Origin of the sequence: Mesorhizobium sp. B2-5-4, assembly GCF_006441095.1 — a bacterium.
Lineage (GTDB): Bacteria > Pseudomonadota > Alphaproteobacteria > Rhizobiales > Rhizobiaceae > Mesorhizobium > Mesorhizobium salmacidum.
On the sequence record NZ_VFUR01000008.1, the window covers coordinates 1 to 26,996 of the forward strand.

27 protein-coding genes are annotated in these 26,996 nt (G+C 64.2%); 13 read left to right on the plus strand and 14 right to left on the minus strand.

Annotated features, from left to right (window positions below; translation table 11 throughout):
- Positions 1-266 precede the first annotated feature (266 nt).
- The 5 genes from FJ492_RS11930 to petA form a co-directional block, all read right to left on the minus strand.
- Positions 267-812: an adenine phosphoribosyltransferase gene (locus tag FJ492_RS11930; protein ID WP_027143364.1), complete on the minus strand. Its 546-nt coding sequence runs from the start codon at positions 810-812 to the stop codon at positions 267-269.
- Positions 813-1,040: 228 nt separating this feature from the next.
- A complete protein-coding gene (locus tag FJ492_RS11935) occupies positions 1,041-1,736 on the minus strand; it encodes a phosphatase PAP2 family protein (RefSeq protein ID WP_140751069.1) in 696 nt (231 codons plus the stop codon).
- 148 nt (positions 1,737-1,884) lie between these two features.
- Complete coding sequence (locus tag FJ492_RS11940) at positions 1,885-2,757, minus strand: cytochrome c1 (protein ID WP_140504917.1); 873 nt, start codon at positions 2,755-2,757, stop codon at positions 1,885-1,887.
- 27 nt (positions 2,758-2,784) lie between these two features.
- The gene (locus tag FJ492_RS11945; protein ID WP_140504915.1) at positions 2,785-4,086 is read right to left on the minus strand and encodes a cytochrome b N-terminal domain-containing protein; all 1,302 of its coding nucleotides are present in this window, start codon (positions 4,084-4,086) and stop codon (positions 2,785-2,787) included.
- Positions 4,087-4,102: 16 nt separating this feature from the next.
- Entirely contained in the window at positions 4,103-4,663 is a 561-nt protein-coding gene (gene petA, locus FJ492_RS11950) for a ubiquinol-cytochrome c reductase iron-sulfur subunit (RefSeq protein WP_015316073.1), read from the minus strand.
- A 308-nt stretch (positions 4,664-4,971) separates the two neighbouring features.
- On the opposite strand from petA, the gene FJ492_RS11955 reads away from it, so the two are divergent.
- Positions 4,972-5,316 carry a cupin domain-containing protein gene (locus FJ492_RS11955; RefSeq protein ID WP_140504914.1) on the plus strand — a complete coding sequence of 115 codons (345 nt, stop codon included), beginning with the start codon at positions 4,972-4,974 and terminating at the stop codon, positions 5,314-5,316.
- 83 nt (positions 5,317-5,399) lie between these two features.
- Positions 5,400-6,284 (plus strand): alpha/beta hydrolase, encoded by an 885-nt coding sequence (locus tag FJ492_RS11960; protein WP_140769981.1) that lies wholly within the window; start codon positions 5,400-5,402, stop codon positions 6,282-6,284.
- Here FJ492_RS11960 and FJ492_RS11965 read toward each other — a convergent pair.
- Genes FJ492_RS11965 through FJ492_RS11985 form a run of 5 tightly spaced genes read right to left on the minus strand, consistent with a single transcriptional unit; the run spans position 6,265 to position 11,267 of the window.
- On the minus strand, positions 6,265-6,576 hold the full coding sequence (locus FJ492_RS11965) for a DUF6665 family protein (RefSeq protein WP_140712483.1): 312 nt from the start codon (positions 6,574-6,576) through the stop codon (positions 6,265-6,267). The genes FJ492_RS11960 and FJ492_RS11965 overlap by 20 nt on opposite strands.
- A 1-nt stretch (position 6,577) precedes the next feature.
- On the minus strand, positions 6,578-7,057 hold the full coding sequence (locus FJ492_RS11970; RefSeq protein WP_140769983.1) for a GNAT family N-acetyltransferase: 480 nt from the start codon (positions 7,055-7,057) through the stop codon (positions 6,578-6,580).
- Between the two features lie 4 nt (positions 7,058-7,061).
- Positions 7,062-8,945, minus strand: coding sequence for an ABC transporter ATP-binding protein (locus FJ492_RS11975; RefSeq protein ID WP_140751061.1), 1,884 nt, complete (start codon positions 8,943-8,945; stop codon positions 7,062-7,064).
- A 10-nt stretch (positions 8,946-8,955) separates the two neighbouring features.
- Positions 8,956-10,842 (minus strand): ABC transporter ATP-binding protein, encoded by a 1,887-nt coding sequence (locus FJ492_RS11980; protein WP_140769985.1) that lies wholly within the window; start codon positions 10,840-10,842, stop codon positions 8,956-8,958.
- A 29-nt stretch (positions 10,843-10,871) separates the two neighbouring features.
- On the minus strand, positions 10,872-11,267 hold the full coding sequence (locus FJ492_RS11985; protein ID WP_140505189.1) for a hypothetical protein: 396 nt from the start codon (positions 11,265-11,267) through the stop codon (positions 10,872-10,874).
- A gap of 409 nt (positions 11,268-11,676) precedes the next feature.
- On the opposite strand from FJ492_RS11985, the gene FJ492_RS11990 reads away from it, so the two are divergent.
- Positions 11,677-12,135, plus strand: coding sequence for a tRNA (cytidine(34)-2'-O)-methyltransferase (locus tag FJ492_RS11990; RefSeq protein ID WP_140769988.1), 459 nt, complete (start codon positions 11,677-11,679; stop codon positions 12,133-12,135).
- A 129-nt stretch (positions 12,136-12,264) separates the two neighbouring features.
- Positions 12,265-12,735, plus strand: coding sequence for a redox-sensitive transcriptional activator SoxR (gene soxR / locus FJ492_RS11995; protein WP_140769990.1), 471 nt, complete (start codon positions 12,265-12,267; stop codon positions 12,733-12,735).
- A gap of 94 nt (positions 12,736-12,829) precedes the next feature.
- Here the strand turns inward: soxR and FJ492_RS12000 are convergent, their stop codons facing one another.
- Positions 12,830-13,087: a hypothetical protein gene (locus FJ492_RS12000; protein ID WP_023770299.1), complete on the minus strand. Its 258-nt coding sequence runs from the start codon at positions 13,085-13,087 to the stop codon at positions 12,830-12,832.
- Between the two features lie 168 nt (positions 13,088-13,255).
- On the opposite strand from FJ492_RS12000, the gene hemF reads away from it, so the two are divergent.
- The 5 genes from hemF to FJ492_RS12025 all read left to right on the plus strand — a co-directional run bounded on the left by hemF (position 13,256) and on the right by FJ492_RS12025 (position 17,030).
- Entirely contained in the window at positions 13,256-14,170 is a 915-nt protein-coding gene (gene hemF, locus FJ492_RS12005) for an oxygen-dependent coproporphyrinogen oxidase (protein ID WP_140769992.1), read from the plus strand.
- A gap of 300 nt (positions 14,171-14,470) precedes the next feature.
- On the plus strand, positions 14,471-14,731 hold the full coding sequence (locus FJ492_RS12010; protein ID WP_140504897.1) for a DUF1344 domain-containing protein: 261 nt from the start codon (positions 14,471-14,473) through the stop codon (positions 14,729-14,731).
- Positions 14,732-14,945: 214 nt separating this feature from the next.
- Positions 14,946-15,131 (plus strand): DUF1059 domain-containing protein, encoded by a 186-nt coding sequence (locus FJ492_RS12015; protein ID WP_140504895.1) that lies wholly within the window; start codon positions 14,946-14,948, stop codon positions 15,129-15,131.
- A 246-nt stretch (positions 15,132-15,377) separates the two neighbouring features.
- Complete coding sequence (locus tag FJ492_RS12020; RefSeq protein ID WP_140712494.1) at positions 15,378-15,956, plus strand: hypothetical protein; 579 nt, start codon at positions 15,378-15,380, stop codon at positions 15,954-15,956.
- Between the two features lie 276 nt (positions 15,957-16,232).
- Positions 16,233-17,030: a S8 family serine peptidase gene (locus FJ492_RS12025; protein ID WP_246673755.1), complete on the plus strand. Its 798-nt coding sequence runs from the start codon at positions 16,233-16,235 to the stop codon at positions 17,028-17,030.
- A gap of 48 nt (positions 17,031-17,078) precedes the next feature.
- Here the strand turns inward: FJ492_RS12025 and FJ492_RS12030 are convergent, their stop codons facing one another.
- From FJ492_RS12030 to FJ492_RS12040, 3 genes are read right to left on the minus strand one after another with little or no spacing between them, the layout of a single operon-like run.
- Complete coding sequence (locus tag FJ492_RS12030; RefSeq protein ID WP_140769994.1) at positions 17,079-18,341, minus strand: CCA tRNA nucleotidyltransferase; 1,263 nt, start codon at positions 18,339-18,341, stop codon at positions 17,079-17,081.
- Entirely contained in the window at positions 18,338-18,970 is a 633-nt protein-coding gene (locus tag FJ492_RS12035) for a CoA pyrophosphatase (protein WP_140770249.1), read from the minus strand. Before FJ492_RS12035 ends, FJ492_RS12030 begins: the two co-directional genes overlap by 4 nt.
- On the minus strand, positions 18,970-19,599 hold the full coding sequence (locus FJ492_RS12040) for a DUF1285 domain-containing protein (protein ID WP_140770251.1): 630 nt from the start codon (positions 19,597-19,599) through the stop codon (positions 18,970-18,972). The genes FJ492_RS12035 and FJ492_RS12040 overlap by 1 nt, the downstream gene beginning before the upstream one ends.
- A 157-nt stretch (positions 19,600-19,756) precedes the next feature.
- On the opposite strand from FJ492_RS12040, the gene FJ492_RS12045 reads away from it, so the two are divergent.
- The 4 genes from FJ492_RS12045 (at position 19,757) to FJ492_RS12060 (ending at position 26,992) form a co-directional block, all read left to right on the plus strand.
- Positions 19,757-20,761 carry a MoxR family ATPase gene (locus FJ492_RS12045; protein ID WP_140769996.1) on the plus strand — a complete coding sequence of 335 codons (1,005 nt, stop codon included), beginning with the start codon at positions 19,757-19,759 and terminating at the stop codon, positions 20,759-20,761.
- Between the two features lie 244 nt (positions 20,762-21,005).
- Entirely contained in the window at positions 21,006-22,040 is a 1,035-nt protein-coding gene (locus FJ492_RS12050) for a DUF58 domain-containing protein (protein WP_140770000.1), read from the plus strand.
- Positions 22,037-24,859 (plus strand): DUF4159 domain-containing protein, encoded by a 2,823-nt coding sequence (locus FJ492_RS12055; RefSeq protein WP_140770002.1) that lies wholly within the window; start codon positions 22,037-22,039, stop codon positions 24,857-24,859. The genes FJ492_RS12050 and FJ492_RS12055 overlap by 4 nt, the downstream gene beginning before the upstream one ends.
- A 60-nt stretch (positions 24,860-24,919) precedes the next feature.
- A complete protein-coding gene (locus tag FJ492_RS12060; RefSeq protein ID WP_140770004.1) occupies positions 24,920-26,992 on the plus strand; it encodes a hypothetical protein in 2,073 nt (690 codons plus the stop codon).
- Positions 26,993-26,996: the final 4 nt, after the last annotated feature.

A 26,996-nucleotide genomic window follows, 5' to 3' on the forward strand; every position in this document is an offset into this window, starting at 1 on the left:
CCAAGGCGGCCCGATCGCCTTTCAAAAAACGCCCATGCATCACGTGCGCCAAATATCGGCTCCCGTGCAAAGGCCTCCTTGTGGGGCCTGAAGGGCGGGCGAGGCCCGTGACTCGCCCAGGGCGCTGGCCTCGCGAAGCGAGGTCGGATGAGGGGTGCTCCAGCTTGGCGCCGACGGCACTGCGTCACCCATCCCTCAACCGTCTCGGCGCTGCGCGCCGATCCGCCTTCTCCCACAACAAGCGGAGAAGGAACAGACTCGACCCCTCAATGTCCCTCGAAGCCGATCAGCGTCCGCACCGGCACGCCGAGCGCCTCGAGCTTGGCGCGCCCACCCAGATCCGGCAGGTCGATGACAAAGCAGGCGGCGAGAATATCCGCCCCGATCTGGCGCAGCAGCTTGACCGCCGCTTCCGCCGTGCCGCCGGTGGCGATCAGATCGTCGACCAGGATCACCTTCTCGCCGGGCGCGACGCCGTCCTTGTGCATTTCCATCTCGTCCAGCCCGTATTCCAGGCTGTAGGCGACGCGCACGGTCTCATAAGGCAGCTTGCCCTTCTTGCGGATCGGAACGAAGCCGGCCGAGAGCTGGTGGGCGACGGCGCCGCCCAGGATAAAGCCGCGCGCTTCGATGCCGGCGATCTTGTCGATCTTCTGCCCGGCATAGGGATGCACCAGCTCGTCGATGGCGCGGCGGAAAGCGCGTGCGTTGCCGAGCAGTGTGGTGATGTCGCGAAACAGGATGCCGGGCCTGGGATAGTCGGGGATGGTGCGGATCGACGCCAGCAGCGTGTCTTCGAGCGAGGATTTCATGAAGCGGCTCCGGATGATCCAGCTGACAGAAGCGAAACGGCGCGGGGCCGATCGTAACCCGGCGCGACCGACAACGGCTAGCGCGATGTGACGGTCGAGACAAGCGCATCCGACAAAGGATTTGGCAGCGATGCCAGGCGATTTCCTTGCCGTGGGCCGCAGGCCCTGGCCGACACGAAAAGGGGCGCCCGAAGGCGCCCCGCTCGAACAGATGGCTATCGGCCAATTTTACATGCCGAGATCGGAACGAAGCTCCGCCCTGGCTACTTCGTACTCGGCCTTGAAGTCATCGCGGTTGAGCAAGACCGCGGCGATGACGCTGCCGGAAATCTTGCCCATCTCGACGTCGGACGGATAGTGGATGCCGCCGACGATGCGGTTATGGGCGAACTCGGCCGCGCGCGCCATGATCTCGGCACGCCTCTCCGGAACCATGTCAGCCAGGATGATGCCCATCATCGTGCCGACGGTCGCATGGCCCGACGGCCAGGAACCGGAGCTCGACAGCTTCACCACCGGCTTCACGAGATCGCTGAGCTGGTGCGGACGCGGGCGCTTCCAGACGTCCTTCGCCGGATCGACGACGGCGCCTTCGGTCTCCACCACGCGATCGAAGAAGGCGCTGAATTTCGGCAGCTTGTCCTTGTTGAAATTCGGTCCCATGACGTCGGCGAAACGCCAGACGTTTTCCTCGGCATCGGCGATGGCGCGGGCTTCCATTTCGGGTGTGCGCGTGACTTGCATGGTCAGCACCTCGCCAAGCTCGGCCTTGGTCTCGGCCGAATCATTGGCCGGCGGCGGCGGCAGGATCATCGTCAGGTCGACGTCCTTGTTGGTGATGAAGGGCTTTGCGTCTTCGGCGCGGGCAGTGGAACCAACGACGAGCAGCAGCAGGCCTGCCGCTAGCGATGCGTATCTATTCATGGGCGTAATCCTTTGATGAGAGCGCCGCAGGATCGCGATGTGTGGTGACGGCCATGTGACACCGCCGAGACGTGGCGGTGCAATCCACCCGAAAAACAGAAAAGGGCGCCTCGCGGCGCCCCATGTCGTGCCTTGAACGGCCCAACGCCTAATGTGCGACGGCTTCCCATACTTTGCGCTTGGTCATGTAGACCAGGGCGCCGAACAGAAGCAGGAACACCAGCACGCGGAAGCCCATCTTCTTGCGGTCTTCCATGTGCGGCTCGGCCGCCCATGTCAGGAAGGCAGCCACGTCGCGGGAATACTGGTCGATGGTCTGCGGCGAACCGTCGTCATAGGTCACCTGGCCGTCGGAGAGCGGCTTGGGCATCTTCAGCGACACGCCCGACATGAAATACGGGTTGTAGTGCGTGCCTTCCGGGATGACCATTCCGGCCGGGGGCGTCTGGTCATAGCCGGTCAGCAGCGAATGGATGTAGTCGGGACCACCGGCATCATACTGGGTGAAGATGTCGAAGACGAACTGCGGGAAACCGCGCTCGACGCCGCGCGCCTTTGCCAGCAGCGACATATCCGGCGGCGCCGCGCCGCCATTGGAGGCAGCGGCGGCTTCCTCATTGGCGAACGGCGCCGGGAAATGATCGGATGGCTTGCCGGGACGGTCGAACATGTCGCCGGCATCGTTGGGGCCGTCGTGGATGGTGTATTCGGCTGACAGCGTCTTGATCTGCGCGTCGCTATAGCCGAGGTCCGACAGCGTGCGGAACGCCACCAGGTTCATCGAATGGCAGGCCGAGCAGACTTCCTTGTAGACCTTCAGGCCGCGCTGCAGCTGCGCCTTGTCATAGGTGCCAAACGGGCCGGTGAAGCTCCAGCTCATTTCCTTCGGCTCGTTGATCGGGAAATGCGTCGGTGCCGCCGCGTTGTGCGCTTCTTCAGCCGCTAACGCCCAAGTGCCTGCTACTCCGGTGCCGGCGGCCACAAGGCCGATCAGCGCCAGCGAGGTGAGAATCTTCTTCATGCCAAATCCCCTTAGATTCTCTACCGCTCAGCCCTTGGTCTCAGGTGCTGCCGTGGCGCCCACCGGATGTCCGCTGCCACCCTTGTTCTTTTCGAGCACCGCCTCGGTGATCGAGTTCGGCAGCCTGCGCGGTGTCTCGATCAGGCCAAGAACCGGCAGGACGATGAGGAAGAAGGCGAAGTAGAACAGCGTCGCCATCTGCGCCATGAACACATAGCTGCCTTCCGCCGGCTGCGAGCCCAGCCAGCCCAGCAGGATGGCATCGGCCACGAATAGCCAGAAGAACAGTTTGTACCAGGGCCGGTAGACCGCCGAGCGCACCTTGGAAGTATCGAGCCACGGCACCAGGAACAGCATGACGATGGCACCGAACATGCACAGCACGCCGCCGAGCTTGGAATTGATCGGCCCGACATTGAAGGTGATGGCGCGCAGGATCGCGTAGAACGGCAGGAAGTACCATTCCGGGACGATATGGGCCGGGGTCTTCAACGGGTTGGCAACCGTGTAGTTGTCCGGATGGCCGAGATAGTTCGGCAGGTAGAAGACGAAATAGGCGAAGACGAACAGGAACACGATCATGCCGAACGCGTCCTTGATGGTCGCGTAGGGGGTGAAGGCGACGGTGTCGGTCTTCGACTTGACCTCGATGCCGGTCGGGTTCGACTGGCCGACGACATGCAGCGCCCAGACATGCAGCACCACGACGCCGGCGATCATGAACGGCAGCAGGTAATGCAGCGCGAAGAAGCGGTTCAGCGTCGGATTGTCGACGGCGAAGCCGCCGAGCAGCAGCTGCTGGATCCAGTCGCCGACCAGCGGAATGGCGCTGAAGAAACCGGTGATGACGGTGGCGCCCCAGAAGCTCATCTGCCCCCATGGCAGCACATAGCCCATGAAGCCGGTCGCCATCATCAGGAGGTAGATGATGCAGCCGAGGATCCACAGAAGTTCGCGCGGCGCCTTGTAGGAGCCATAATAAAGACCGCGGAAGATGTGCAGGTAGACGGCGATGAAGAAGAACGAGGCGCCGTTGGCATGCATGTAGCGCAACAGCCATCCCGAATTCACGTCGCGCATGATCTTCTCGACCGAACCGAAGGCGAGATTGGTGTCGGCCGTATAGTGCATGGCCAGCACGATGCCGGTCAGGATCTGCGCCACCAGCATGATCGCCAGGATGCCGCCGAAGGTCCACATATAGTTCAGGTTGCGCGGCACCGGATAGGCGATGAAGCTGTCATAGACCATCCTGGGCAGCGGCATGCGGGCGTCGAACCAGCGTTCGATACCGGTCTTCGGCGTATAGGTCGAGTGTCCCTCGCTCATCGAAATATCCCCTGCCTCAACCGATAAGGAGTTTGGTGTCGGAAACGAACTTGAATACCGGAATCGCCATGTTCTCCGGCGCCGGGCCTTTGCGGATGCGGCCGGCAGTGTCGTATTGCGAGCCATGGCACGGGCAGAACCAGCCGCCGAAATCGCCTTCCTGGCCGAGCGGAATACAGCCCAGATGGGTGCAGACCTGAACCATCACCATCCAGGCTTCCTTGCCGGGCGTGGTGCGGTTGGCGTCGGTTGCCGGCGCATCGGATGGCAAATTGGCGTTGCGCGCGATCGGATCTTTGAGATCGGAGAGGCTGACGGCCTCGCCGTCCTTCATTTCCTTCTCGGTGCGGTTGCGCACCACGACCGGCTTGCCGCGCCACTTGACGATCAGCGAGCTGCCAGGCGTCAGCGAGGAGACATCGACCTCGACCGAAGCGAGCGCCAGTGTCGAGGCGTCGGGGCGCATCTGGTCGATGAATGGCCAGGCGACGGCACCGGCGCCAACCACGGCGGCCATGCCGGTGGCGACGTAGAGAAAATCTCGACGGTTGGGATCGTGGATGTCGGTTGCGCTCACGGGTGCCTGATCCTTTCGCCTCTTCCGCGCCGGTGGCCGAGCCTTGTCCCCGCTCAATCACGCCAACCCGACAGCGCATGGCGAACAGGCTAGCGAATTCCTCCGGCATTTGGACTTCGGTTTATGCGTGAAGCCCGTTTTTGTCCAGACGGGTGAAGGCACAAGGGCAGATTGTCGCGGGGACGAAATACCCTGTCGCCGGGCGGGACGGCCAGGCGCCGCGAAAGGCGGCTAAACAACCGGGAAACAACCGCAAATCCGATGCCTCGCCTCGACACGGAGCATCGGCGTGATCTATCCTTGGCCGCATGGCGCATGTCATCGATCGCGAGGAATGGGCTGTTCGTTCCAACCACTGGAAGGGCGAACTGCAATGCGGCGCCTACGGCTCGAACTCCTGCCTGATCTTCAACTACCTGCCCGACGTCGGCGGCGGCCCGCGGCTGCACGCCCATCCCTATGCGGAGATCTTCATCATCCGCCAGGGCACCGCCTTGTTCACGGTCGGCGACCAGGAAATCGAGGCCACCGCCGGTCAGATCGTCATCGTGCCGCCGCACACGCCGCACAAATTCTCCAATCTCGGCCCGGGTCCGCTGGAAACGACCGACATCCACGAGAACGGCAGCTTCATAACCGAATGGCTGGAGTAACTCCTGCATAACCCTGGCGGCTTCCCGGTCGGCGCCTAGATCTAAGGCATGGGAGCCAACCGGAAAGCCGTCAGGGCCAGGACATGCAAACCTCGACCATCGAAATCGAAGGCCTGAGCATTGCCATGCGCGAGGCAGGCCCTGCCGGAGCACCGGCTTTCCTCCTGCTGCACGGATGGCCGCAAAGCTCCTACGCCTTCGAGCGGGTGATCGGCCGGTTGGCGGCCGACTACCGGGTCGTCGCCCCTGATCTGCCCTGCATCGGCGGCTCGCAAGGCCTGCCCGGGGCTGGCGACAAGAGAACCCTGGCGAGACTGATGAGAGGCGTCGCAGAGACTTGCGGACTACGCCAGCTCGTGGCCGCCGGCCATGATGTCGGCGGCCAGATCGTGTTTGCCTTGTTGAGAGACCATCCGGACATCCTTTCCGGCGCGGCGATCATGGATGTCGTCATTCCAGGCATCGCGCCGTGGGAGAAGGTCATTCGCGATCCGCGGATCTGGCACTTCGCCTTCCATGCCGTCCCCGCCTTGCCGGAAACGCTGGTCAGCGGCCATCAGAGCGCTTATTTCGACTTCTTCTTCAATGTGCTTTCGAAGGATCGAGCCTCGATCCCTGACGACGCCAGGGAAATCTACGCCAAGGCCTATTCACGGCCGGAAAGCCTCCAGGCGGGGTTCGACTGGTATCGTGCCTTTCCCGAGGATGCCAAGGTCAATGCCGCGCGGCCCGCGAAACCGATTGCGGTTCCGGTGCTGTATCTGAGGGGTGCGGCCGAGTCCGGCGACATCGGCGACTATGTCGATGGCTTGCGTGCAGCCGGGCTCTCAAATGTCGAGGGCGACATCATAGCCGGCAGCGGACACTTCGTTGCCGATGAAAATCCCGAAGCGCTTGCCGCCCGCCTGGCGCGCTTCCACAGGGAAATCAGCGCGGCAAGCTCCAACTCTACATGGCGCCAAGCCTGACCAGCACGGCTTTCGGGATGTTGTATTCGCGGATGACGGCGTCATGCTTGCGAAAGCCGCACAATTCGCGCTGGATGAAATAGCCATGCACCGCGGCGGCGGCCTCCTTGAGCAGACGGGGGCGCAACTCATCGTCGCCATTGTCGCGCAGCCGGGCCAAGGTTTCTTCCACGCGCTGCCCCGCGCGACCGAGTGCCGCCGCCTTCTCGGCGAGGATTTCATGGCCAAGCGCGTCGAAGGCCGCGTCGGCGGCCGACGCGCCGGCAAGATGAGATGGCGGACGCAAGGACATTTCAGTTCCCCTTCCCGAGCACCATGCGGTGGGTGACGAATTCTTCGCCTTCCACGCGCTGAAAACCAAGCCGTTCATAAAAACCGAAGGCTTCCGGCGGCGCGCGGGTGTTCAACACAGCGAAATATTGGCCGGCCCGGCCGATCACGGTCTCGACCAGCATGCGGCCAAGGCCGTTGCGGCGGTGGCGCGCACTGACGAACAGGTGCCGGACCCGGCCCTGGTCCCTGCCCTCGAAATAGGGATCGATGTTCAGCCCGCACACGCCGGCGAGTTCCCGGCCATGCCACATCCCGAACAGTCCCTCGCCCCGCTTCAGGAACTTGTTGCGGCCGCTTGCCCAGCCATCGCCCAGGCGCACCAGCATCCAATAGCCTTCCAGCCGGCTCTCTTCCTTCAACGCGCCGAAGGCCACCACGGTTGGTCGTAAACGCTTGAGGACATAGCCGACCTCTGGGCCGAACTCTGGCGATCCAACCATGCGCCTACTCCGCCGGCCGCGTCTCTTCCAGCACGCTTTCCTCGTGATAGAGGAAGCCGCCGGACTGGCGCTTCCACAGCCGGGCATAGAGCCCGTCGAGCGCCACCAGTTCGTCATGCGTGCCTTGCTCGACGATGCGGCCGCCGTCGAGTACCACAAGGCGATCCAGTGCCGCGATCGTCGACAGCCGGTGCGCGATGGCGATAACGGTCTTGTTCTCCATCAGCCGCGTCAGATTCTCCTGGATCGCCGCCTCGATGTCGGAATCGAGCGCCGACGTCGCCTCGTCGAGAATCAGGATCGGCGCATCCTTGAGGAAGACGCGGGCGATCGCCACGCGCTGGCGCTGGCCGCCCGACAGTTTGACGCCGCGCTCGCCAACGAAGGCCTCGTAGCCCTGGCGATCCCTGTTGTCGCGCAAGGTCAGGATGAATTCATGGGCCTCGGCCTTCCTGGCCGCCGCGATCACCTGCGCGTCGGTCGCATCGGGCATGCCGAGCTTGATGTTGTCGCGCAGCGACCGATGAAACAGAGCGGTGTCCTGGCTGACGACGCCGATGTTGGCGCGCAGCGAATTCTGCGTCACACCGGAGACGTCCTGTCCGTCGATAGTGATCCGGCCGCTCTCGAGATCGTAGAGACGCAGGATCAGGTTGGCCAGCGTCGTCTTGCCGGCGCCCGATGGCCCGACCAGCCCGACCTTCTCACCCGGCTTAACGACAAGGTCGATGCCGTTCAGCACGCCAAACCCGTTGCCGTAGTGGAATTCGACATTCTTCACGTCGATGCGTCCGCCCGTCACCACCAGCTCTTTCGCGCCCGGTGCGTCGGTCAGGCCGAGCGGCTGCGAGATCAGCGCCTTGGAGTTCTCCAGCACGCCAAGGTTTCGCAAGATACCGTTCATCTGCATCATCAGCCGTCCGAGCAGCATGTTGAGGCGCAGCACCAGCGACAGCGTGAAGGCGACGGCGCCGACGGTGATCGAGCCCTCGACCCACAGATAGACGGCAAAGCAGCCGATCGCCGTGATCATGATGCCCGACAGCGTCGTCAACGCCATGCGCACGCCGGTCAACCGGCGGGTGAAGGGACGCAATGCGTCGAGATAGATGTCGAAGCCGTTCCTGATGTAGCGGTCGTCTCCGTCGGCCGCGAACAGTTTCAGTGTCTGTACATTGGAATAGGAATCGACGATGCGGCCATTGATCATCGAGCCCGCCTCGGCCGTCGCTTCGGCGTGCTTGCGGATAGCCGGCAGATAGAGCTTGGCCAGAAATCCGAAGGCGGTGATCCAGATCATCACCAGCACCGCGAGCCTGAGGTCGAGCCCCGCGACCAGCGCCAGCGTCGTCACCGTATAGACGATCATGAACCAGACGACCTCGATGAAGCTTTCCATCAGGTCGCCGGTCGCCTGCCCGGCCTGCCAGACTTTCGTCGCGATCCGGCCGGCGAAATCGTTCTGGAAGAAGGCATAGGACTGGCGCGATACGTGCCGGTGCGCCTGCCAGCGCACCAGATTGTAGAAGCCGGGCGTGATCGTCTGTTCGTCGACCAGCGCCGACAGCCCGACGACCACCGTGCGGATGACCAGCACCACCGCGACCATGAACATAAGTTCGGGGCCGGCGGCGGTCCACAGCGCGTGCCAGCTCCGCTCGCCGGGCAACTGGTCGAGAATGTCGACCAGCCGTCCGACGAAATAGAACAGGCCGGCCTCGACCAGCGGCGCGATGCCGCCGATGACCAGCATGGCAAAGAAGGCGAACTTCGCCTGCCCGACATAGTGCCGGAGGAAGCCGGCGACGCTGGCCGGTGGCCGAAGATTCGCCGGCTCTCTGAACGGGTAGACCCAGGTCTCGAACCAGCGGTAGACGGCTGTCATCATGCGGCGGCCATCATTCTGCGGCTTGCCCCCTTACAACTGCGTCGTTGGCGGCGTCGACCGGGCCGTCTTCGAGCAGGAATCCACCCGACTGGCGCTGCCAGAGCTGCGCGTAGAGCCCGCCTCTGGCGACCAGTTCCTCGTGCGAACCCTCCTCGATGACGCGGCCCTGGTCCATCACGACGAGCCTGTCCATCGCCGCGATGGTCGACAGCCGGTGCGCGATGGCGATGACGGTCTTGCCCTGCATAAGCTTGTAGAGATTCTCCTGGATGGCGGCTTCCGCCTCGGAATCGAGCGCCGACGTCGCCTCGTCAAGGATAAGTATGGGCGCGTCCTTCAACATAACGCGAGCAATGGCGATGCGTTGCCGCTGACCGCCGGACAGTTTGACGCCACGGTCGCCGACATGGGCATCGAAGCCCTGGCGGCCGCTATGGTCCGAAAGCGCCGATATGAAATCCAGCGCCTCTGCCCGCCGCGCCGCCTCGACAAGCATGTCGTCGCTGGCATCGGGCCGGCCATAAAGGATGTTCTCGCGCACCGAACGATGCAGCAGCGAGGTATCCTGTGTGACCATGCCGATCTGGGCGCGCAGCGAATCCTGCTTCACGCCGGCGATCTCCTGGCCGTCGATCAGGATCCGGCCGGACTCCAGATCGTAGAAGCGCAAGAGGAGATTGACCAGCGTCGACTTGCCGGCGCCCGAGCGTCCGACAATGCCGACCTTTTCGCCCGGCTTCACCGTCAGCGACAGGTTTTCGATGACGCCCTTCTGCTTGCCGTAGTGGAAGCGGATGTCCTCGAAGCGGATATCGCCTTTGGAAACGCTGATCTCCTTGGCATCCGGCCTGTCCTCTACGAGGCGCGGCAGCGAGATGGAGGCAATGCCGTCCTGCACCGTGCCGATATTCTCGAACAGGCCCGACATTTCCCACATGATCCACTGCGACATGCCCCACATCCGGAGCACCAGGCCGATGACCACTGCAACCGCGCCAATCGTCACCGCTTGCCCCATCCACAGCCACAGCGAGATGGCGGTGACCGAGAACAGCAGCAGCGCGTTCAGTATGTAGAGCGAGCCGAACAGCACCGTCACCAGCCGCATCGACCGGTAGACCGTGTCGAGGAAGCCCATCATGCCTTCCCTGGCGAAGGCGGCCTCGCGGCGCGAATGGGAAAACAGCTTGACCGTCTGGATGTTGGTGTAGCTGTCGACGACGCGGCCGGTCATGGTCGAGCGCGCATTGGCCTGCTCCTCGCCGACCTTGCCCAGGCGGGGGATGAAAAAGCGCAGCAACAGGATGTAGCCGACCAGCCAGACGCCGAGCGGCGCCGCCAGCCGCCAGTCGGCCGAACCGACGATCAACAGCATGCCGAGGAAATAGACGATGACGTAGTTCAGGACGTCGATCACCTTGATGACGCATTCGCGCACGGCGAGCGCGGTCTGCATCAGCTTGGTGGCGATGCGGCCGGCGAATTCGTCCTGATAGAAGCTCATCGATTGCTTGAGCAGGTAGCGATGCACCTGCCAACGGATGCGCATGGGATAGTTGCCCATCAGCGTCTGCTGGTTGAGCAGCGAATGCAGCCAAACCGTGCCGGGCAGCGCAAACAAGACGATGAAGGCCATGCCGGCGAGCTTCCAGCCCTCCGTCTGCAGGAAAGTCTCGCGGTTCTGCCCCGACAGCCAGTCGACGATGCGGCCGAGGAAGCCGAACATCCACACTTCCGCGATTGCGATGGCCGCCACCAGCACCGCATCGACAAGGATATAGGGCCATGCCCCGCGCGTATAATGCAGGCAGAAGGCAACCAGCGTCTTGGGCGGCTCGACCGGTTCCGCGGCCGGGAACGGATCGAGCCTTCTTTCAAACCAGCTAAACAAAAACATAGGATACGCCTGTAAAATCTGTTTTCCGCTTACGCGGCTTGGCGACGTACAAAGTCCTCGGACCGCATGGCGTCGAGGGCCGACGCTCCGGAATCATCCGGAGCGTCGGCCCTGCTTCGCGCTATATAGGGGTTCGCCGGCTTTTCGCCGACAGGCACCTTTGTCGATCCTGACGACACGGCGCCGCCAGTCCGGTTCTTCGCGCCCGGCCGGATCAGCCGGACGATCCGGCGCACCAGCGACGGCCGGCTCGGATCGGGAACCGCGTGCGAGAAATCGACATCCGGCAGCATGCCGCGATGCGGACGCCTGCGCACTTCGGCATGAACCGCCGACGAATAGGTGTCGCCGATCAGCAGCGCCCAGGTCGGCAGCCGGTGGACATGCAGGCTCCTCGAGCCCGGTATTCTGTAGGGATCGAACATCGGTCCGTCCTCCGTGTGAAAATAGAGATGAAAAGGATGATCGACATCGTGCCGCGGGATCGGCGGCGGATCAGTCGGGACGCGTTGGGACGGGGCCATCGGCCCCTTCGGCAGCTTAAAAAACATCGCAGGATTCCTTCGAAGACCAGGGTATGGTTTCGGCGGAAATCGGTGCGGAAGTATCTAAAAGATCAGGAGAAACGTCGTACCGAAACCGCCAGGGCGCAAGTAAGCCCACGGGTGGGGCGCTGGATGTACATGGCCATCATGAATTACCCCTCCATCGGTTCGGGTTGACAATGCTGGTCGTATACTCGACTTCGCAGAAAATGGCCACCCGCAGGTCCAGGAATTTCCAAAACCGCGAAGCAGCTGTGGCCGATCTGCCACTTATTAGAAGGACGCGAAAGTGAACCGTGGTCTCCGCATCGCGCTCTACCAGCCTGACATCGCCGGCAATACCGGGACAATCCTGCGCTTCGCCGCGTGTCTCGGGCTTGGCGTCGACATTATCGAGCCGGCCGGCTTTCCGCTCTCCGACAAAGCGCTCAAGCGCGCCGGCATGGACTACCTCGAAATGGCTGCCCTGACCCGGCATGTCGACTGGCACGCCTTCGAGGAGTGGCGCAAGGCGCGCGCGGATCGGCTGGTGCTGCTGTCGACCAAGGCTACGACCCCCTACACCGACTTCAGCTTCACCAACCGCGACATCCTCCTGTTCGGCCGCGAATCCGCGGGCGTGCCGGATCCACTCCATCAGGCGGCGGATGTTCGGCTGACAATCCCGATGCGGCCCACCGCGCGCAGCCTCAACGTCGCCCTTTCCGTGGCCATGGTGGCGGGCGAAGCCATCCGGCAGCTCGGCTAGGGGACCGGCGGCAGTGCGGTCCGCGGTGATTTTTGCCCAGGCGCACATCCGCCTTCTCCTTCGTTTGCACATCCACGCTTTCTTGGCTACAAGCTCAACTTAACTTGAGGTCAAGCGGAAAATCGAGAGATGGCACCAGCGTTGGAATTGACGGTCGGCCAGGTGGCTGCGCGCAGCGGTGTGGCGGTGTCGGCGCTGCATTTCTATGAAACCCGCGGGCTGATCCGCAGCCACCGCACGTCAGGCAACCAGCGCCGCTACGGCCGCGACGTGCTGCGCCGGGTGGCGATCATCAAGGTGGCGCAGGAGGTTGGCATCTCGCTGGCCGAGATCGGTGAGGCATTGGCATCCCTGCCCGAGGGCCGGACGCCGACACGCGACGACTGGAACCTTTTGTCGACAGCCTGGCGCGACGGGCTCGATCACAAGATCGCCCAGTTGAAGAAACTGCGCGACGGGCTGACCGACTGCATCGGCTGCGGCTGCATGTCGATCGACAAATGTCCGCTGCGCAATAAGGAGGATCGGCTGGCCCGGGAGGGAACTGGCGCGCGGCGGCTGATTCTTCCTTCTTCCCGTGCACGGGAAGAAGGTGCCTGAAAGGCGGAAGAGGGGCAGCGCCAGCACTCGAAGGGTCGCGCCGTCCCTCACCTGCCTACCGGCATCCTCTCCCCGCAAACGGGGCGAGGAAATCCTAATCCGCCGCCGGCAAGCGCCTGATCGTAAACTCGATCAAATCCCCCGGGCGCTCGAACCAGCTTTCGATCTCGGTCCAGTAGGCCTGCTTTGGGAAGCGTTCGAACCATTCCTTGGCCTTGAGGCGGGCATCCGAGCGCGGCAGGACGAAGGTCTCGCGCAGGAACCCGTCGCGCGGCATGCGCGCGCGCTCGGCCCGGCTTTGGTCGAGCCTTTTCTTCAGTCCATCCAGCGGCGGTCTTGCCGGGGTGCGCACGAAACAACTCCTTGCACCTGGCGCATGACCCCGAAATCGGAATCGAGGTTCGGAAAGGATCATGCGCGAAACCAAAGTGACTTGACCCTGTCCCTTAAGAGATTAGGGATCGCGCCCGGAAAAGACGAGTCTTTTGTCGACTCACCGCCCCGCAACCGGAGACGGCACTTGGAACGACCTGAAATACCGGCGGGGCTGCCCGCCGACATCGAAGAGAAGAAGATGAAGGCCCGGCTTTGGTTCGAGGCGCTACGCGAGCGCATCTGCGCCACCTTCGAGCAGATCGAGCAGGATCTCGGCGGGCCACTGGCTTCGTGGTCGCCGGGCCGTTTCGAAAAAACGCCGTGGGAGCGCGATCAAGGCAGGGGCGGCGGCGGCACCATGTCGATGATGCATGGCCGTGTCTTCGAGAAGGTCGGCGTCCACACTTCGACCGTTTATGGCGAGTTCTCGCCCGAATTCAGGAAGCAGATGCCTGGCGCCGAGGAAGACCCGCGTTTCTGGGCATCGGGCATTTCGCTGATCGCGCACCCGTGGAACCCGAACGTTCCGGCCGTGCACATGAACACGCGCATGGTCGTCACATCCAGGCATTGGTTCGGCGGCGGCGCCGACCTGACGCCGGTGCTCGACCGCCGCCGCACGCAGGACGATCCCGACACGACAGCCTTCCACCGTGCCATGCAGTTCGCTTGCGAGAAGAACGCCGGCGTCGCCGACTATCCGAAATTCAAGGCCTGGTGCGACGAGTACTTCTTCCTGCCGCACCGCAACGAGCCGCGCGGCACTGGCGGCATCTTCTTCGACTGGCTGCATTCGGCTGAGGAGAAGGGCGGCTGGAACGCCGATTTCAATTTCGTCCAGGACGTCGGACGTTCGTTCCTCGTCGTCTACGGCCATTTGGTGCGCGCCAACTTCAACGAGAACTGGACCGATGGCGACCGCGACGAACAGCTCATCCGCCGCGGCCGCTATGTCGAATTCAACCTTCTTCACGATCGTGGCACCATCTTCGGGCTGAAGACCGGCGGCAATGTCGCCTCGATCCTGTCCAGCCTGCCGCCGGAGGTGCGCTGGCCGTAACAAGATGGTGAGCGCGACGTGAAGCCGCATTGATGTCCCATTTGTCGAAAATGGGCGCGGAATGTGACGCCAGGAATATCTTTTTCGTCTAATATCCATCTGAAAAAATTGGGTTATTTGTCGCATTTGGGTCGGGAAGCGCCGGTGGTTTGCCTGAGGGCAATTCCAGGAAATGCAACCGCTGTCCCTTCGGAATTGCGTCGGAACGAGGCGGGCCGCGACTCGACGCGACCGGACGGCCCAAAGACGATGCGGATTATCCTCGTCAAACAGGATGCCCGCTCTTCCAGGAGTATCAGCATGAGAAAGATCATTGTTTCCGCTGCCGCCGCCGCTCTTCTTGCTTCCGGTTCGGTGGCGTTCGCCGCCGTCAAGCATACCACCGGAACGGTCAAGACCTTCGATACGGCGTCCAAGAGCCTGGTTCTCGACAATGGATCGTCTTTTACGCTTCCCGAGACCTTCAAGGATCCTGGCCTGAAGGTCGGCGAGAAGGTCAGAATTACGTGGGACATGAGCGGCAAGAACAAGGTTGCCGAGGCAGTCAAGATCGTGAAGTGATGGCCTGCCCGCAGGGCTAGCGTAAAGAAGGCGGAGCAGCGCTGCTCCGCCTTTTCACCGTTGACCGCAACCAATACCACCCCATCTGTGTTATGGTCTTCACCCTGCCCGTGGTCCGGTTCCGAGGCCGCACAGCGGGCCAAGAAGATGCGGAGCTCCGGCCTGTCCCTGCAGGGCAGTCGATCCGGCTCCATGGAGGAAGAGGAGAAATCCCATGAAGCAGTTCCACTGCGGATCGCTGGTTCCCGGCTGCGACTGGCACACCCGTGCCGACGAGGAGGCCGAGATCATGCGCCGTGCCGTCGAGCATATGCGCGAAACGCATGGCGAGACGATCATCCGCGAGACGATGATCGAGGCTATCCGCTCCCGAATTGAGAAGGCCCGCGACGCGGCGTAGGGCGCGGCGGGGGCTGTCGGTATTAACAAAGGAACCGCGGTGGCGCTCGGGTAACGTGCGTCGCATCGGTTTCTTTCGACGTATGGCCTGCGCCTCCAAAAATCATATTTGCTCCAGCTAAAATAAACCGTGCGGTAACCGAACCCGTGCGATCGTTCAGACTGATATCCAGACTACAGGGGCTGCCAGAGGAGCCCGTCGCCGTCAGGCGCTGGTCCGGAATCGGTGGGGCGAGGTGTTTCGCGGATGCGCGAAAAGTTCGGCAATCGTGCGAGTTTGTGCGCAACGGCGCTCCTGCCGTGGGCGCTCCTCGGCGCGCCGCCGGCGGTTGCCCAGGAATGGGCGACATCGCTCATCGACATCCACCAGGGCTCGCCGCTCAGCGACAAGGCGAGAGGTCTGGGTGACGGCGGGTATGAGTTGCAGACCGGAAGCCGGATATCGTTCAATCAGTGGTACCAGACAAACTGGGTCGACATGCATGTGGACCTGATGACGCAGATCACGCAGGACACCGGTATTCTTTGGGGGTTTGGCACTGGGGAACAAGGCGAGAAGTATCGGATCGAGCCCAGCCTCAAGCTTGGTTTCCTCACACAGCTGCATCCGAGTGCGAACAGCATACTGTCCCTGTCGTTCACCACGACCTTCGGCGGTAAGCTCACCGAAAAGCCCTGCCAGGCCGATTATGGCGATCTGGGCACCTACAGCGTCAATTGCCGGCTCGCCGCCGGCGAGATGGCGCCCGAGGAAACCTTGAAATATCTGGTTAACGCTAAACCGGAGAGCCAGCATCTCTGGCTGAATTACCGTGTTACTTTCTGATCGCGAGGGGCCGGGCACGAGATGTGGCGTAGCCGCCGGAGATACGCGGTCGTCCGTCCTAGCTTCCGTTTGAACCGAGGTAAGATCATGTCAAATGCGCGTTGGAAGTTCGGTGTCGCCACGGCCCTCGCCCTTCTGCCGGCTTCCATGGCGGCGGCTCAAGAAGCTGGCGGTCCGGATCCGCTATCCGCGCTCTGCCTGGGCGGTCGGACGAACGCTTCCATATGCCTGAGCGCAACCTTGCCGGCGGCCACATCGCAGACTTTGCAGGGCTGGATGAGCCCGGATGTCGGAGCCGCATGGAGTGCCGGTTACAAGGGCCAAGGCGTCACCATCACGATCGTCGACGATTTCTCCAGCACATCGAAGTTCAGCGGCAATTTCGGCATCGGCACGCAGACCCAGCGCCACGGCGAATGGACCCGCGAAGAAGCCAGCATGGTTGCGCCCTTGGCAACCATAAGGTCGAAAGACTTTTCCACCAGCTCATCGGTCGCGCTGTCGCCGGGCCTGAACGTGCTCAATCTGAGCTATGGCATGTACACCAATGCGGGTTACAGCCCCAGCCAGATCGGATGGAGCGCCGAGGAAGCCTCCATCATCTCCTATGCCACCAAGGGAACGGCCGTGGTTTCGAAGGCCGCGGGCAACGACGCGGTTGCCGTGGGCGGCGTCACCAGCGGCCAGCAGGATTATCTCGACCTCGCCCTGGTCGGAAAGGCATCCGCGATTTTCGTCGGCGCGCTCAACAGCAACGGCACGACGTCGAACAAGGCCAGCATGGCCTGGTACTCCAACATCGCCGGCTCCAACCAGGCTGCGCAGAGCCATTTCCTGGTCGTGGGTGTCACCGGGGACAAGACCGGCCTTTACGGCACATCTTTCGCCGCGCCGATCGTTGCCGGCTACGCCGCCATCGTGGGCAGCAAGTTCACCAAGGCAACGCCGACCCAGATCACCAACCAGTTGCTGAACACGGCCCGTACCGACACGCTGGCCAACTATAGCGCCTCCGTCTATGGCAAGGGCGAGGCAAGCCTTTCGCGTGCCCTCGCTCCGCTGTCGATCAGGTAGCGGCACGGAATCGCATGGTGGCACCGGCAGAGACCTTGCGGTTCTGGCCTACGTTTCAAGGGCCTGCGCGGCGCGTTCGAGCAGCGCGGCGCGATCAGGCGCAAATCCCGCTTCGATCCATTCCGCCTCGATGTTTTTCAGGATTTCGCCGAGCTTCGGCCCTGGCGTTGCGCCGAGCGCGGTCAGATCGGCCCCACGCAGCGGAAATTCGGGCCTTTCCCATTTGAGCGCAAAGGCAAGCAGGCGCGAAAAGCCGCCCGCTTGAAGCAATGCATTATTGTCCTCGACAGCGCGCACCCGCGCCGCGGCAAGCGCAAGCCGCAGGCGGTCGACAAACCCTTGCCGGTCGCCGCGATAGAGTTTTTTCGCCAGTTCGCCCTCGGTCGTCTTCGGCTCGATGGCCGTGGAGAGCGCCCAGTGGAGCATGCGGTCGGCTTCGGCGGTCGAGAACCTGAGCCTCTCGGCCAGCGTCTTCATGCGCGCCGCATCCGGCGGCACGATTGCCTCCAGCCGCAGCATCGGATCCACCGCCCAGCTCAGGTCCTTCTCGGCCTTGGTCAACCCGTGGATCGCGTCGATGCCCCATTTCTCGCTTTCCGACAGCGCGGCGGTCAGGACACCGGCCTGCCGCATCCAGAGCAGCGCCCGCGAAGGATCGGGGGCCGACAAAAGCTTCTTCAGTTCGGACCAGATGCGTTCCGCCGAGAGTTGGCTGAGGCCCTCCTTCAGCCGGGCGCAGGCCTTCAGTCCCTCGGCGTTCGGCCGGCCATCGCCATACCAGGCAAAGAAACGGAAGAAGCGCAGGATGCGCAGATAATCCTCGCGGATGCGGGCCTCCGGATCGCCGATGAAGCGCAGCCGGCGCGCCTCGATGTCGGCAATGCCGCCGACAAGGTCGACAACCCGTCCGTCGGCCTCCGCGTAGAGCGCGTTGATGGTGAAATCGCGCCGCTCGGCGTCGAGCTTCCAGTCGCGTCCGAACGACACCTTGGCGCGGCGGCCATCGGTCTCCACATCGGCGCGCAAGGTGGTGATTTCGTAGGGTTTGCCGCCGGCGACCACCGTGATGGTGCCGTGCTCGATACCGGTCGGCACCGCCTTGAAGCCTTCCGCCACGGCGCGACGAATGGTTTCCTGCGGCAGGCAAGAGGTGGCGATGTCGATGTCGGTGACAGGCTGGCCCATCAGCACGTTGCGCACGGCGCCGCCGGCAATGCGTGCCTCTTCACCGCCTTCGGTAAGCACGCCCAGCAGGCGCTGCAAATGCTTGTCGGAGAGCCAGTCGGCCCTGCCCGCGATCGAAACACTCACGCATAGAGCCTTTCATAGAGCGTACGGATGATACCGGCGGTGACGCCCCAGATACGCCGGTCGCCATAGGGCATGTCGTAGAAGAACCATTCGAGATCGTTCCACATGCGGCTGTCGCGCTTGTGATTGGCGGTGTCCATCAGGAAGCGCAGCGGCACTTCGAAGGCGGCATCGACCTCGTCGACGTTCAAAGCCAATTGGAAACCCGGCCGCACGATGCCGAGCACCGGCGCGATGCGATAGCCGCTGCCGGCGACGTAATCGGGCATGCGGCCGATGATCTCGATGCGATCCGGGGCAAGACCGATCTCCTCGAAGGTCTCGCGCAGCGCCGCCGCCTCCGGGCTCGCGTCGGTCGCATCGATCGCGCCGCCCGGGAAAGCCACTTGGCCGGAATGATTGCGCAGCTTCTCGGCCCGTTTGGTCAGGAGAACCGTCGCCTCGCCGTCATGGTCGACCACCGGGATCAGCACCGCCGCGTTGCGGAGCGGCTTGCCTGGGTTAAGGCGCGGGTGGCCGGGATTGAAGCGGTGATCGCCATAGTCGTCGCCGGCATGCGCGTCCGGCTGCGCGGCAAAGCGCGCGCGAAAATCCGCCGATGAGAACGGTGCCGGCGACACCTGGTCCATCATGCGCTCAACCGCTCCAACTGATCCGCCGGCATGATCGGAAACACGGCGTTCTTCGAGCGCACCGAAAACATCGCCCTGCCGTCGATCTCGATCTCCTCGCCGTGCCCGACCAGTTCGTACATGACCGGCCGCGCCACCAGCGCCTCCAGCCTGCCGCGCACCAGCAGATAGGGCTTCAAACCGCCGGTCTCGTTCTCGTCGACGAAGCGCAGCGGCCGCTCCGGTCCGGCCTCGACCACGTCGCCGACATTGGTGCGGAAGGTGATGACCTGATCCTCGCCTTCGCCCGAAACATTCATCTCGACGGCGATGAACGGTGCATCGGCGACGCGGATGCCGACCTTTTCCACCGGCGTCACCAGATAGGTCCTGCCGTCGGCGTCCTTGCGCAGCACGGAGGAGAAAAGCTGTACCAGCGGCATGCGGCCGATCGGCGTGCCCAGGTAGAACCAGGTCCCGTCGGCCCTGATCTCCATGTCGAGATCGCCGCAAAAGTCGGGATTCCAGCGCTCGACCGGCGCCGCGCCCTTGCCGGCACGGGCCGCGCGCGAGATCAGCGCCTCGAGGCCTCGAGCCTCGGTGGCCTGCGTAAGGCTTTGTTGGCGATGTTCGTGGTGTTCCGTCATCGTCACGAAATAGTCACTGTTGTTCCGCTTGTCAGCCTAAGTCTGTGATTTAAGTTCAACCATAGGCGCTCCGCGAGGCCGAATCGCGGCGGTCTATGGTATGGTGCGGACCAGTATTTCCAAACCATGACATTCCAACCAAAGGGATCGATGCGGCATGAGCGTGATGGTCAAGGAAAGCCCGATCAGCGAAACGGACATGATCGCCGAGGCCGAGAAGGCGCTTGCCGACATCTCCAGGATCCGCGACGGGGTTGGCCGGGTGATCTTCGGCCAGGAAAACGTCGTCGAGCGCACGCTGGTGGCGCTGCTGGCCGGCGGACATGCGCTGCTGGTCGGCGTGCCGGGCCTGGCCAAGACCAAGCTGGTCGAGACGCTGGGCGTCGTGCTCGGGCTTGATTCACGCCGCATCCAGTTCACGCCGGACCTGATGCCGTCCGACATTCTCGGCTCCGAGGTCATGGAGCAGGACGAAACCGGCAAGCGCTCCTTCCGCTTCATCTCCGGCCCGATCTTTGCCCAGCTGCTGATGGCCGACGAGATCAACCGAGCCTCGCCGCGTACGCAGTCGGCGCTGCTGCAGGCGATGCAGGAATATCATGTCACCATTGCCGGCGCGCGCTACGATCTGCCCTCGCCCTTCCATGTGCTGGCGACGCAGAACCCGCTGGAGCAGGAAGGCACCTACCCGCTGCCCGAAGCCCAGCTCGACCGCTTCCTGATGCAGGTCGACATCCTCTACCCCGAAATCGAGGCCGAGCGCCGCATCCTTCTGGAAACCACCGGCGTCGAGGACGCGAAAGCCCAGAACGTGCTGCAGCCGGCACGGCTGAAGGAGATCCAGACGCTGATCCGCCGAATGCCGGCGCCCGAAAGCGTCGTTGAGGCGATCCTCACCCTGGTGCGTTCGGCGCGTCCGGGCCAGGGCAATGCCGACACCGACAAGCATGTCGCCTGGGGCCCGGGTCCGCGCGCCAGCCAGGCGCTGATGCTGTGCACCAGGGCACGCGCGCTCTACGACGGACGGCTGGCGCCCTCGGTCGACGATGTCAGGGCACTGGCCGAGCCGGTGCTGCAGCATCGCATGGCGCTGACCTTCGCCGCCCGTGCCGAGGGCACCAGCGTGCGCGACGTCGTGGCGAAACTCGTGAAAGGCGTTTAGGGTCGGGACCCGCTAATATGATCGAAATGGCGCCTGAAATGGCAAAAAAATGCGAGGAGAACCGCGAAGGTCGGGGTCTTTCCCCCGGCCAAGCGGTTCGACGACGCAGCTTGCAGCCGGTCCATCTGCCCGCCTACTTTGTCGCGAAGGACTTGAAAGCCGAATGGCTTCCTGCGCCTTCGCTCCGCGTATCCGAACAGATGACCTCACACCATTTAGATCATATTAGCGGGTCCAGACCCTAATGGCGCGTATCGGCGAAGTCCAGGCTCCGGCAGCGACGCGCGACGCGCTCGCCCGCGGCCGGTTGCGGGCTTCGCTTGTCCCCGACCTGCTGGTCGAGGCGCGCCGTATCGTCAACACCGTGATCGCCGGCTGGCATGGCCGTCGCAAGCGCGGCATCGGCGAGAATTTCTGGCAGTTCCGGCCCTATGTCGAAGGCGATTCCTCGCGCATCGACTGGCGCCGCTCGGCCCGCGACGATCACACCTACGTGCGGGATCGCGAGTGGGAAGCCGCTCATACAGTCTGGTTGTGGGCCGACCCCTCGCCGTCCATGCTCTACAAATCGACGGGTGCCGGCGTTTCCAAGCAATCGCGCGCGCTGGTGCTGACACTGGCCATGGCCGAGCTCCTGTCACGCAGCGGCGAGCGCATCGCCTGGCCGGGGCTGACCGATCCGTTCACTGCCCGCAACGGCGCCGAGCGCATCGCGGCCCAACTCATGCATGCCGGCGAGATGCCGGCAAAACCCGATCTGTCCGACATCAGGCGCTTCTGCGACATCGTCATCGCCAGCGATTTCCTCGATCCGGTCGAGGAAACCATGGCCTGGCTCGACGTGCTCGCCCGCCATGGTGTGCGCGCGCATCTGATCGAGGTCGCCGATCCGGCCGAGGAAACTTTCCCCTATGCCGGCCGCACCGAGTTCACCGATCCCGAGACCGGCGACAAGCTGACCGCCGGCCGCGCCGAGATGTTGGCCGACGAATACCGCTTGCTCTACACCGCCCGCCGCCAGGAACTGGCCAGTTGGTGCAAGCGGCTCGGCTGGAGCTTTACCGTCAACCACACCGACCGGCTGGCTTCCGACGCACTGGTGCGCCTGCATATGGCAATGACCGCCGATGGCGGTCATGCCGGGCTGACCTCTGGTCATGCCGGGCCGAGCGCCACTCCCGGCATGATTGCCGGTGACAATCAGCCTGACATTGCCGCCGGTGGCGGTAAGCCTGACATTACCGCCGGTGGCGGCAAGCCTGGGAAGACCGCCGCATGAGCTGGCTGCCGCTCTCCTTCGGCGCTCCCATGGTGCTGTGGGGCCTGCTGGCGCTGCCGGTGATCTGGTGGCTGCTGAGGTTGACGCCGCCCAAGCCGCGAACCGAGGTGTTCCCGCCACTGAAGATCCTGGCCCGTGTGCTGAGACGGGAGGAAACACCGCAGCGCAGCCCTTGGTGGCTGACGCTGCTCAGGCTGCTGATGGCGGCCCTCGTCGTCGCGGCATTGGCCGAACCTGTGTTCAACCCGCGTGAAAAGCTGCCGGCCGAGGGCGCCGCCCTTGCGCTGGTCATCGACAATGACTGGGCCAGCGCCGCCGACTGGAACAAGCGCATCGCCACCGCCGAGCGGCTGATCAACGACGCGGGCTCGAACGGCTTGCCTGTTATCATCGCCTTCACCGCCGAAAAGCCCAATGCGGAGATCGGCCCTTTTGACGCCGCCGCCGCGCTCGACCGGCTGCGCGCCGCCAAGCCGCGGCCGATCCCAACCGACCGGCCGGCCGTCTATGCCCGCGTCGCTGGTGTGCTGGAGAGCTTGCCCGGCGCCAGCGTCGCCGTGCTGGCGGATGGCCTGGCGGCCAAGGGCGACGAGGCCGCTTTCAACACGCTGTTGTCCAAAAATGCCGCCCGCGTTGTATGGGCGGTGGCCGACCGGCTTTCCCTGACCGGCCTGAGATCAGCTGAAAACCAGGTCGACGGCTTTGGTCTGACCGCCGTCCGCGCGCCCGGCGATCCCGCCCCGGCGCAGGTCACCGCCGGCGCCTTCGACGACAAGGGCCGCCGCATCGCCGATGCGACCCTGACCTTCGCGCCGGGCGAGGCCACGGCCACCGGCACCATGGCGGTGCCGTTCGAATTGCGCAACGACTTCGCCTCGATCGCGCTCGATGGCGAACGCCATGCGGGTGCGGTGCGCGTGCTCGACGAAAGCTCCAAACGCCGCCGCGTCGGGTTGCTGTCGCAAGCCGAGGCCGACCAGGCGCAGCCGCTTCTGTCGCCGCTCTACTACATCAGGCGCGCGTTACAGCCCTTCGCCGATCTGGTCGAGCCCTCCAGCGCCGATCTCGCCGACGCCATCCCGCAGATCCTCGACCAGAAGCCGGCGATGATCGTCATGGCCGATATCGGCACCATTCCCGCGCAGGTTCGGCAAAGGCTGGTCGACTGGGTCGACAATGGCGGCACGCTGGTGCGTTTCGCCGGCTCACGGCTGGCGGCCGCCGGCAATGACGACGATTTGCTGCCGGTCCGCCTGCGCACCGGCGAGCGCTCGCTCGGCGGCGCGCTGTCATGGACCTCGCCGCAGCCGGTCACCGAATTTCCCAAGGCCGGCCCTTTCGCTGACCTGGCGCCGCCGACCGAGGTCACGGTGACCAGGCAGGTGCTGGCCGAGCCGACACCCGACATCGTCGAGCGCACCTGGGCAGCCCTTGCCGACGGCACGCCGCTGGTCACCGGGCTGAAGAAGGGCAAGGGCACACTGGTGCTGTTCCATGTCACGCCCGAGGCGACATGGTCGAACCTGCCGATCTCGGGCAGCTTCGTCGAGATGCTGCGCCGCATCGTGCAATTGTCCCGCAACCAGGGCGCGGCGATCGCCAATGCCGAAGCCGCCGCCACGTCGCTGGCACCCTATCGCATGATTGCGGCCGACGGCTCGCTGGTGCCGCCGACACCGGACGCGCGGCCGCTGGTGCCGGGCGCCGGGGCACTGCCGGTCACCTTCGAGAACCCGCCCGGCCTCTATGGCTCGGAGACCGGCGTCTACGCCCACAATCTGCTCGACGCCGCAAGCACGTTCGAGCCGCTGGCGCGCCCGCAAGTGTCGGTGCCGGTCACCACGGTCCAGTATGCCTTTGACGAATCGCGCAACCTGAAAGGTGCGCTGGTCGCGGCGGCTCTGCTGCTGATGCTGCTCGACACGCTGGCGGTGTTGTGGATGGGCGGCCTGTTTTCGCGCCGGCCGCGCCGGGCCGGTGCCGCTGCAACCACCGCCGCTGTATTGATCGGGCTTGGCGCACTGTTCGGCCATGCCGATGTCGCGCGCGCCGACGATGCCAAGCCGGGTGACCAGGTCGCTATCGAGGCGATTTCAAAAACCCGCATCGCCTATGTGCTGACCGGCGTGCCGGGCGTCGATTCGATCAGCCGCGCCGGGCTCGAGGGCCTGACCCGTTTCCTGATCGAGAAGACGGCGCTCGAACCGGGCGCGCCGGCCGGCGTCGACATTTCGAAGGACGAGCTGTCCTTCTATCCGCTGATCTACTGGCCGATCGACCCATCGGCACCGATGCCGAGCCAGGCCGCGATCGCCCGCATCGACGCCTATATGCAGCAGGGCGGCACTGTGCTGTTCGACACGCGCGACCAGTTCGCCAACGGCATCGGCGCCGATTCCACCAGCCCGGCGACCGAGCGGCTGCGCGACATCCTCGGCAACCTCAACGTACCGCCGCTGGAGCCGGTGCCGTCGGACCATGTGCTGACCAAGTCCTTCTTCATCCTGCCCGAATTTCCCGGCCGTTTCGCCGGCAGCCCGCTCTGGGTCGAGGCATCCCTCGACGCCAGCAATGCCGACAACCGGCCGGTGCGCACCGGCGACGGCGTGTCGCCGATCATGATCACCGCCAATGATTTCGCCGGCGCCTGGGCGGTCGACGAGAATGGCGATCCGCTGCTGCCGACCGTGCCGGCCGACCCGATGCAGCGGGTCTACGCGCTGCGCGCCGGCGTCAACATCATGATGTACATGCTGACCGGCAACTACAAATCCGACCAGGTGCATGTTCCCATCCTGCTCGAACGGTTAGGGCAGTAGGATGATGCTCTTTCTTGCACCCACGCCGATCGACCCTGCCCTGATGCGGGAGGATAAGGCATGAACTGGTCGATCTCCTTCGAACCGCTTTTGTCCTGGCCGCTGTTGGCCCTGGTGCTGGTGCCCTTGGCGTTGCTCGCGCTTGTCGGCCTTGGGTTTCGCCAGCGCGGCGCGGTCCTGCGCTTCGTCGCCCTGCTGGCGCTCGCCGCCGCCCTCTTCAACCCGGTGTTCCTCAACGAGGAGCGCGAGCCACTAAAGAGCGTCGTCGCGCTGATCGTCGACCGTAGCCAGAGCCAGGACATTGGCGACCGCACCAAACAGACCGACGAGGCCGTGGCCGGGCTGCAGCAGCGTCTTGGCCGCTTCAAGCAGTTCGATGTCCGCGTCGTCGAGGCCGGCAAGTCCGACGCCGCCGAGGAGCGCACCGAAACGCGGCTGTTCGGCGCGCTGGAAGGCGCCTTCCGCGACGTGCCGCCCTCGCGTATCGGTGGCGCCATCATGATCACTGACGGCGAGGTGCATGACACGCCTTCGGGCACGCCCGATTTCAACGCCCCGCTGCATGCCCTCATCACCGGCAACGAGCATGAGAAGGACCGCCGCATACGTTTCGAGAACGCGCCGCGTTTCGGCCTTGTCGGCAAGCCGCTCGACATGACATACCGCGTCATCTCGACCGAAAACGAAACCGGGCCGGTCGATGTCCGCGTCTCCGTCAACGGCGAGCAGGTTTCGGTCGAGCATGCCACCGTCGGCCAGACCATGCCGCTGCAGGTGACCATCCCGAGTGCCGGCCGCAACATCATCGAACTCGCCATCGACCGCGAACCGGGCGAACTGACCGATGCCAACAACCGCGCCATCGCGCTGGTCGACGGCATCCGCGAAAACCTGCGCGTGCTGCTCGTATCGGGTGAACCGCATGCGGGCGAGCGCACCTGGCGCAATCTGCTGAAATCCGACGCCTCGGTCGATCTCGTCCATTTCACCATCCTGCGGCCGCCGGAGAAGCAGGACGGCACGCCGATCAATGAATTGTCGCTGATCGCCTTCCCGACCCGCGAGCTGTTCGTCGAGAAGATCAAGGATTTCGACCTCATCATCTTCGACCGCTACCAGCACCGCGACGTGCTGCCGATCCTCTATTACGATTACATCTCCGAATATGTCGAAAAGGGCGGCGCGCTGCTGATCGCCGCCGGCCCCGAATATGCCGGCGAGGCTTCGATCGCGCGCACGCCGCTGATGTCGGCTCTGCCGGCCATGCCGACGGGCGAAGTAGTCGACAAGGCGTTCTACCCGCGCCTGACCGAACTCGGCCAGCGTCATCCGGTGACGCGCGGCCTTGACGGTTCGGCCACCGAGCCACCGCACTGGAGCCGCTGGTTCCGCACCATCGGCGTGCAGAACCCGCAAGGCGAAGTGGTGATGAAAGGTGCCGACAACCGGCCGCTGCTGCTGCTCGACCGCAAGGGCGAAGGCCGCGTCGGCATGCTTCTGTCCGATCAGGGCTGGCTGTGGGCGCGCGGCTTCGAGGGCGGCGGTCCGCATGTCCAGCTCTACCGGCGCATTGCCCACTGGCTGATGAAGGAGCCCGAGCTCGAGGAAGAACGGCTGACCGCCGAGGGGCGCGGCATGGTGCTGGAGATCCGCCGCCAGACGATGGCCGACGATCCCGGCACGGCGCAGATCATCACCCCGTCCGGCAAGACACTCACCGTAAAGCTCGACAAATCCGAACCCGGCGTCTTCCTCGGCAGCGTCCAGACCAGCGAGATCGGCCTCTTCCAGGTTGCCAATGGCGATCTCACCGCGCTCGCCCATGTCGGACCGGTCAACGCGCCGGAATTCGCCGACGTCGTCTCCACGCAGGAGCGGCTGAAGGCGCCGGCGGAAGCCACCGGCGGCAGCGTGCGCCGGCTGGCCCCGTCCACGGCCAGCGACGTGACGCTGCCTTCCATCGTACCGGTGCGTTCGGCCGGCGAAGCGTCGGGCAGCGACTGGATCGGCCTGCGCACCACCGACGACAGCGTCTTGAAGGCCGTGTCGCGCGTACCGCTGTTCGGCGGCTTCCTCGGCCTCGGCCTGCTGCTTCTGGCAATGGGCTCGATGTGGTACCGCGAGGGACGGTAGCGGG

Bases quoted from the DNA above. Each gene is read 5' to 3' on its own strand.
- FJ492_RS11930 (WP_027143364.1), bottom strand. From the start codon at position 812: ATGAAATCCTCGCTCGAAGACACGCTGCTGGCGTCGATCCGCACCATC.
- FJ492_RS11935 (WP_140751069.1), bottom strand. From the start codon at position 1,736: ATGAATAGATACGCATCGCTAGCGGCAGGCCTGCTGCTGCTCGTCGTT.
- FJ492_RS11940 (WP_140504917.1), bottom strand. From the start codon at position 2,757: ATGAAGAAGATTCTCACCTCGCTGGCGCTGATCGGCCTTGTGGCCGCC.
- FJ492_RS11945 (WP_140504915.1), bottom strand. From the start codon at position 4,086: ATGAGCGAGGGACACTCGACCTATACGCCGAAGACCGGTATCGAACGC.
- FJ492_RS11955 (WP_140504914.1), top strand. From the start codon at position 4,972: ATGGCGCATGTCATCGATCGCGAGGAATGGGCTGTTCGTTCCAACCAC.
- FJ492_RS11960 (WP_140769981.1), top strand. From the start codon at position 5,400: ATGCAAACCTCGACCATCGAAATCGAAGGCCTGAGCATTGCCATGCGC.
- FJ492_RS11965 (WP_140712483.1), bottom strand. From the start codon at position 6,576: ATGTCCTTGCGTCCGCCATCTCATCTTGCCGGCGCGTCGGCCGCCGAC.
- FJ492_RS11970 (WP_140769983.1), bottom strand. From the start codon at position 7,057: ATGGTTGGATCGCCAGAGTTCGGCCCAGAGGTCGGCTATGTCCTCAAG.
- FJ492_RS11975 (WP_140751061.1), bottom strand. From the start codon at position 8,945: ATGATGACAGCCGTCTACCGCTGGTTCGAGACCTGGGTCTACCCGTTC.
- FJ492_RS11980 (WP_140769985.1), bottom strand. From the start codon at position 10,842: ATGTTTTTGTTTAGCTGGTTTGAAAGAAGGCTCGATCCGTTCCCGGCC.
- FJ492_RS11985 (WP_140505189.1), bottom strand. From the start codon at position 11,267: ATGTTCGATCCCTACAGAATACCGGGCTCGAGGAGCCTGCATGTCCAC.
- soxR (WP_140769990.1), top strand. From the start codon at position 12,265: ATGGCACCAGCGTTGGAATTGACGGTCGGCCAGGTGGCTGCGCGCAGC.
- FJ492_RS12010 (WP_140504897.1), top strand. From the start codon at position 14,471: ATGAGAAAGATCATTGTTTCCGCTGCCGCCGCCGCTCTTCTTGCTTCC.
- FJ492_RS12015 (WP_140504895.1), top strand. From the start codon at position 14,946: ATGAAGCAGTTCCACTGCGGATCGCTGGTTCCCGGCTGCGACTGGCAC.
- FJ492_RS12020 (WP_140712494.1), top strand. From the start codon at position 15,378: ATGCGCGAAAAGTTCGGCAATCGTGCGAGTTTGTGCGCAACGGCGCTC.
- FJ492_RS12025 (WP_246673755.1), top strand. From the start codon at position 16,233: ATGAGCCCGGATGTCGGAGCCGCATGGAGTGCCGGTTACAAGGGCCAA.
- FJ492_RS12035 (WP_140770249.1), bottom strand. From the start codon at position 18,970: ATGGACCAGGTGTCGCCGGCACCGTTCTCATCGGCGGATTTTCGCGCG.
- FJ492_RS12040 (WP_140770251.1), bottom strand. From the start codon at position 19,599: ATGACGGAACACCACGAACATCGCCAACAAAGCCTTACGCAGGCCACC.
- FJ492_RS12045 (WP_140769996.1), top strand. From the start codon at position 19,757: ATGAGCGTGATGGTCAAGGAAAGCCCGATCAGCGAAACGGACATGATC.
- FJ492_RS12050 (WP_140770000.1), top strand. From the start codon at position 21,006: ATGGCGCGTATCGGCGAAGTCCAGGCTCCGGCAGCGACGCGCGACGCG.
- FJ492_RS12055 (WP_140770002.1), top strand. From the start codon at position 22,037: ATGAGCTGGCTGCCGCTCTCCTTCGGCGCTCCCATGGTGCTGTGGGGC.
- FJ492_RS12060 (WP_140770004.1), top strand. From the start codon at position 24,920: ATGAACTGGTCGATCTCCTTCGAACCGCTTTTGTCCTGGCCGCTGTTG.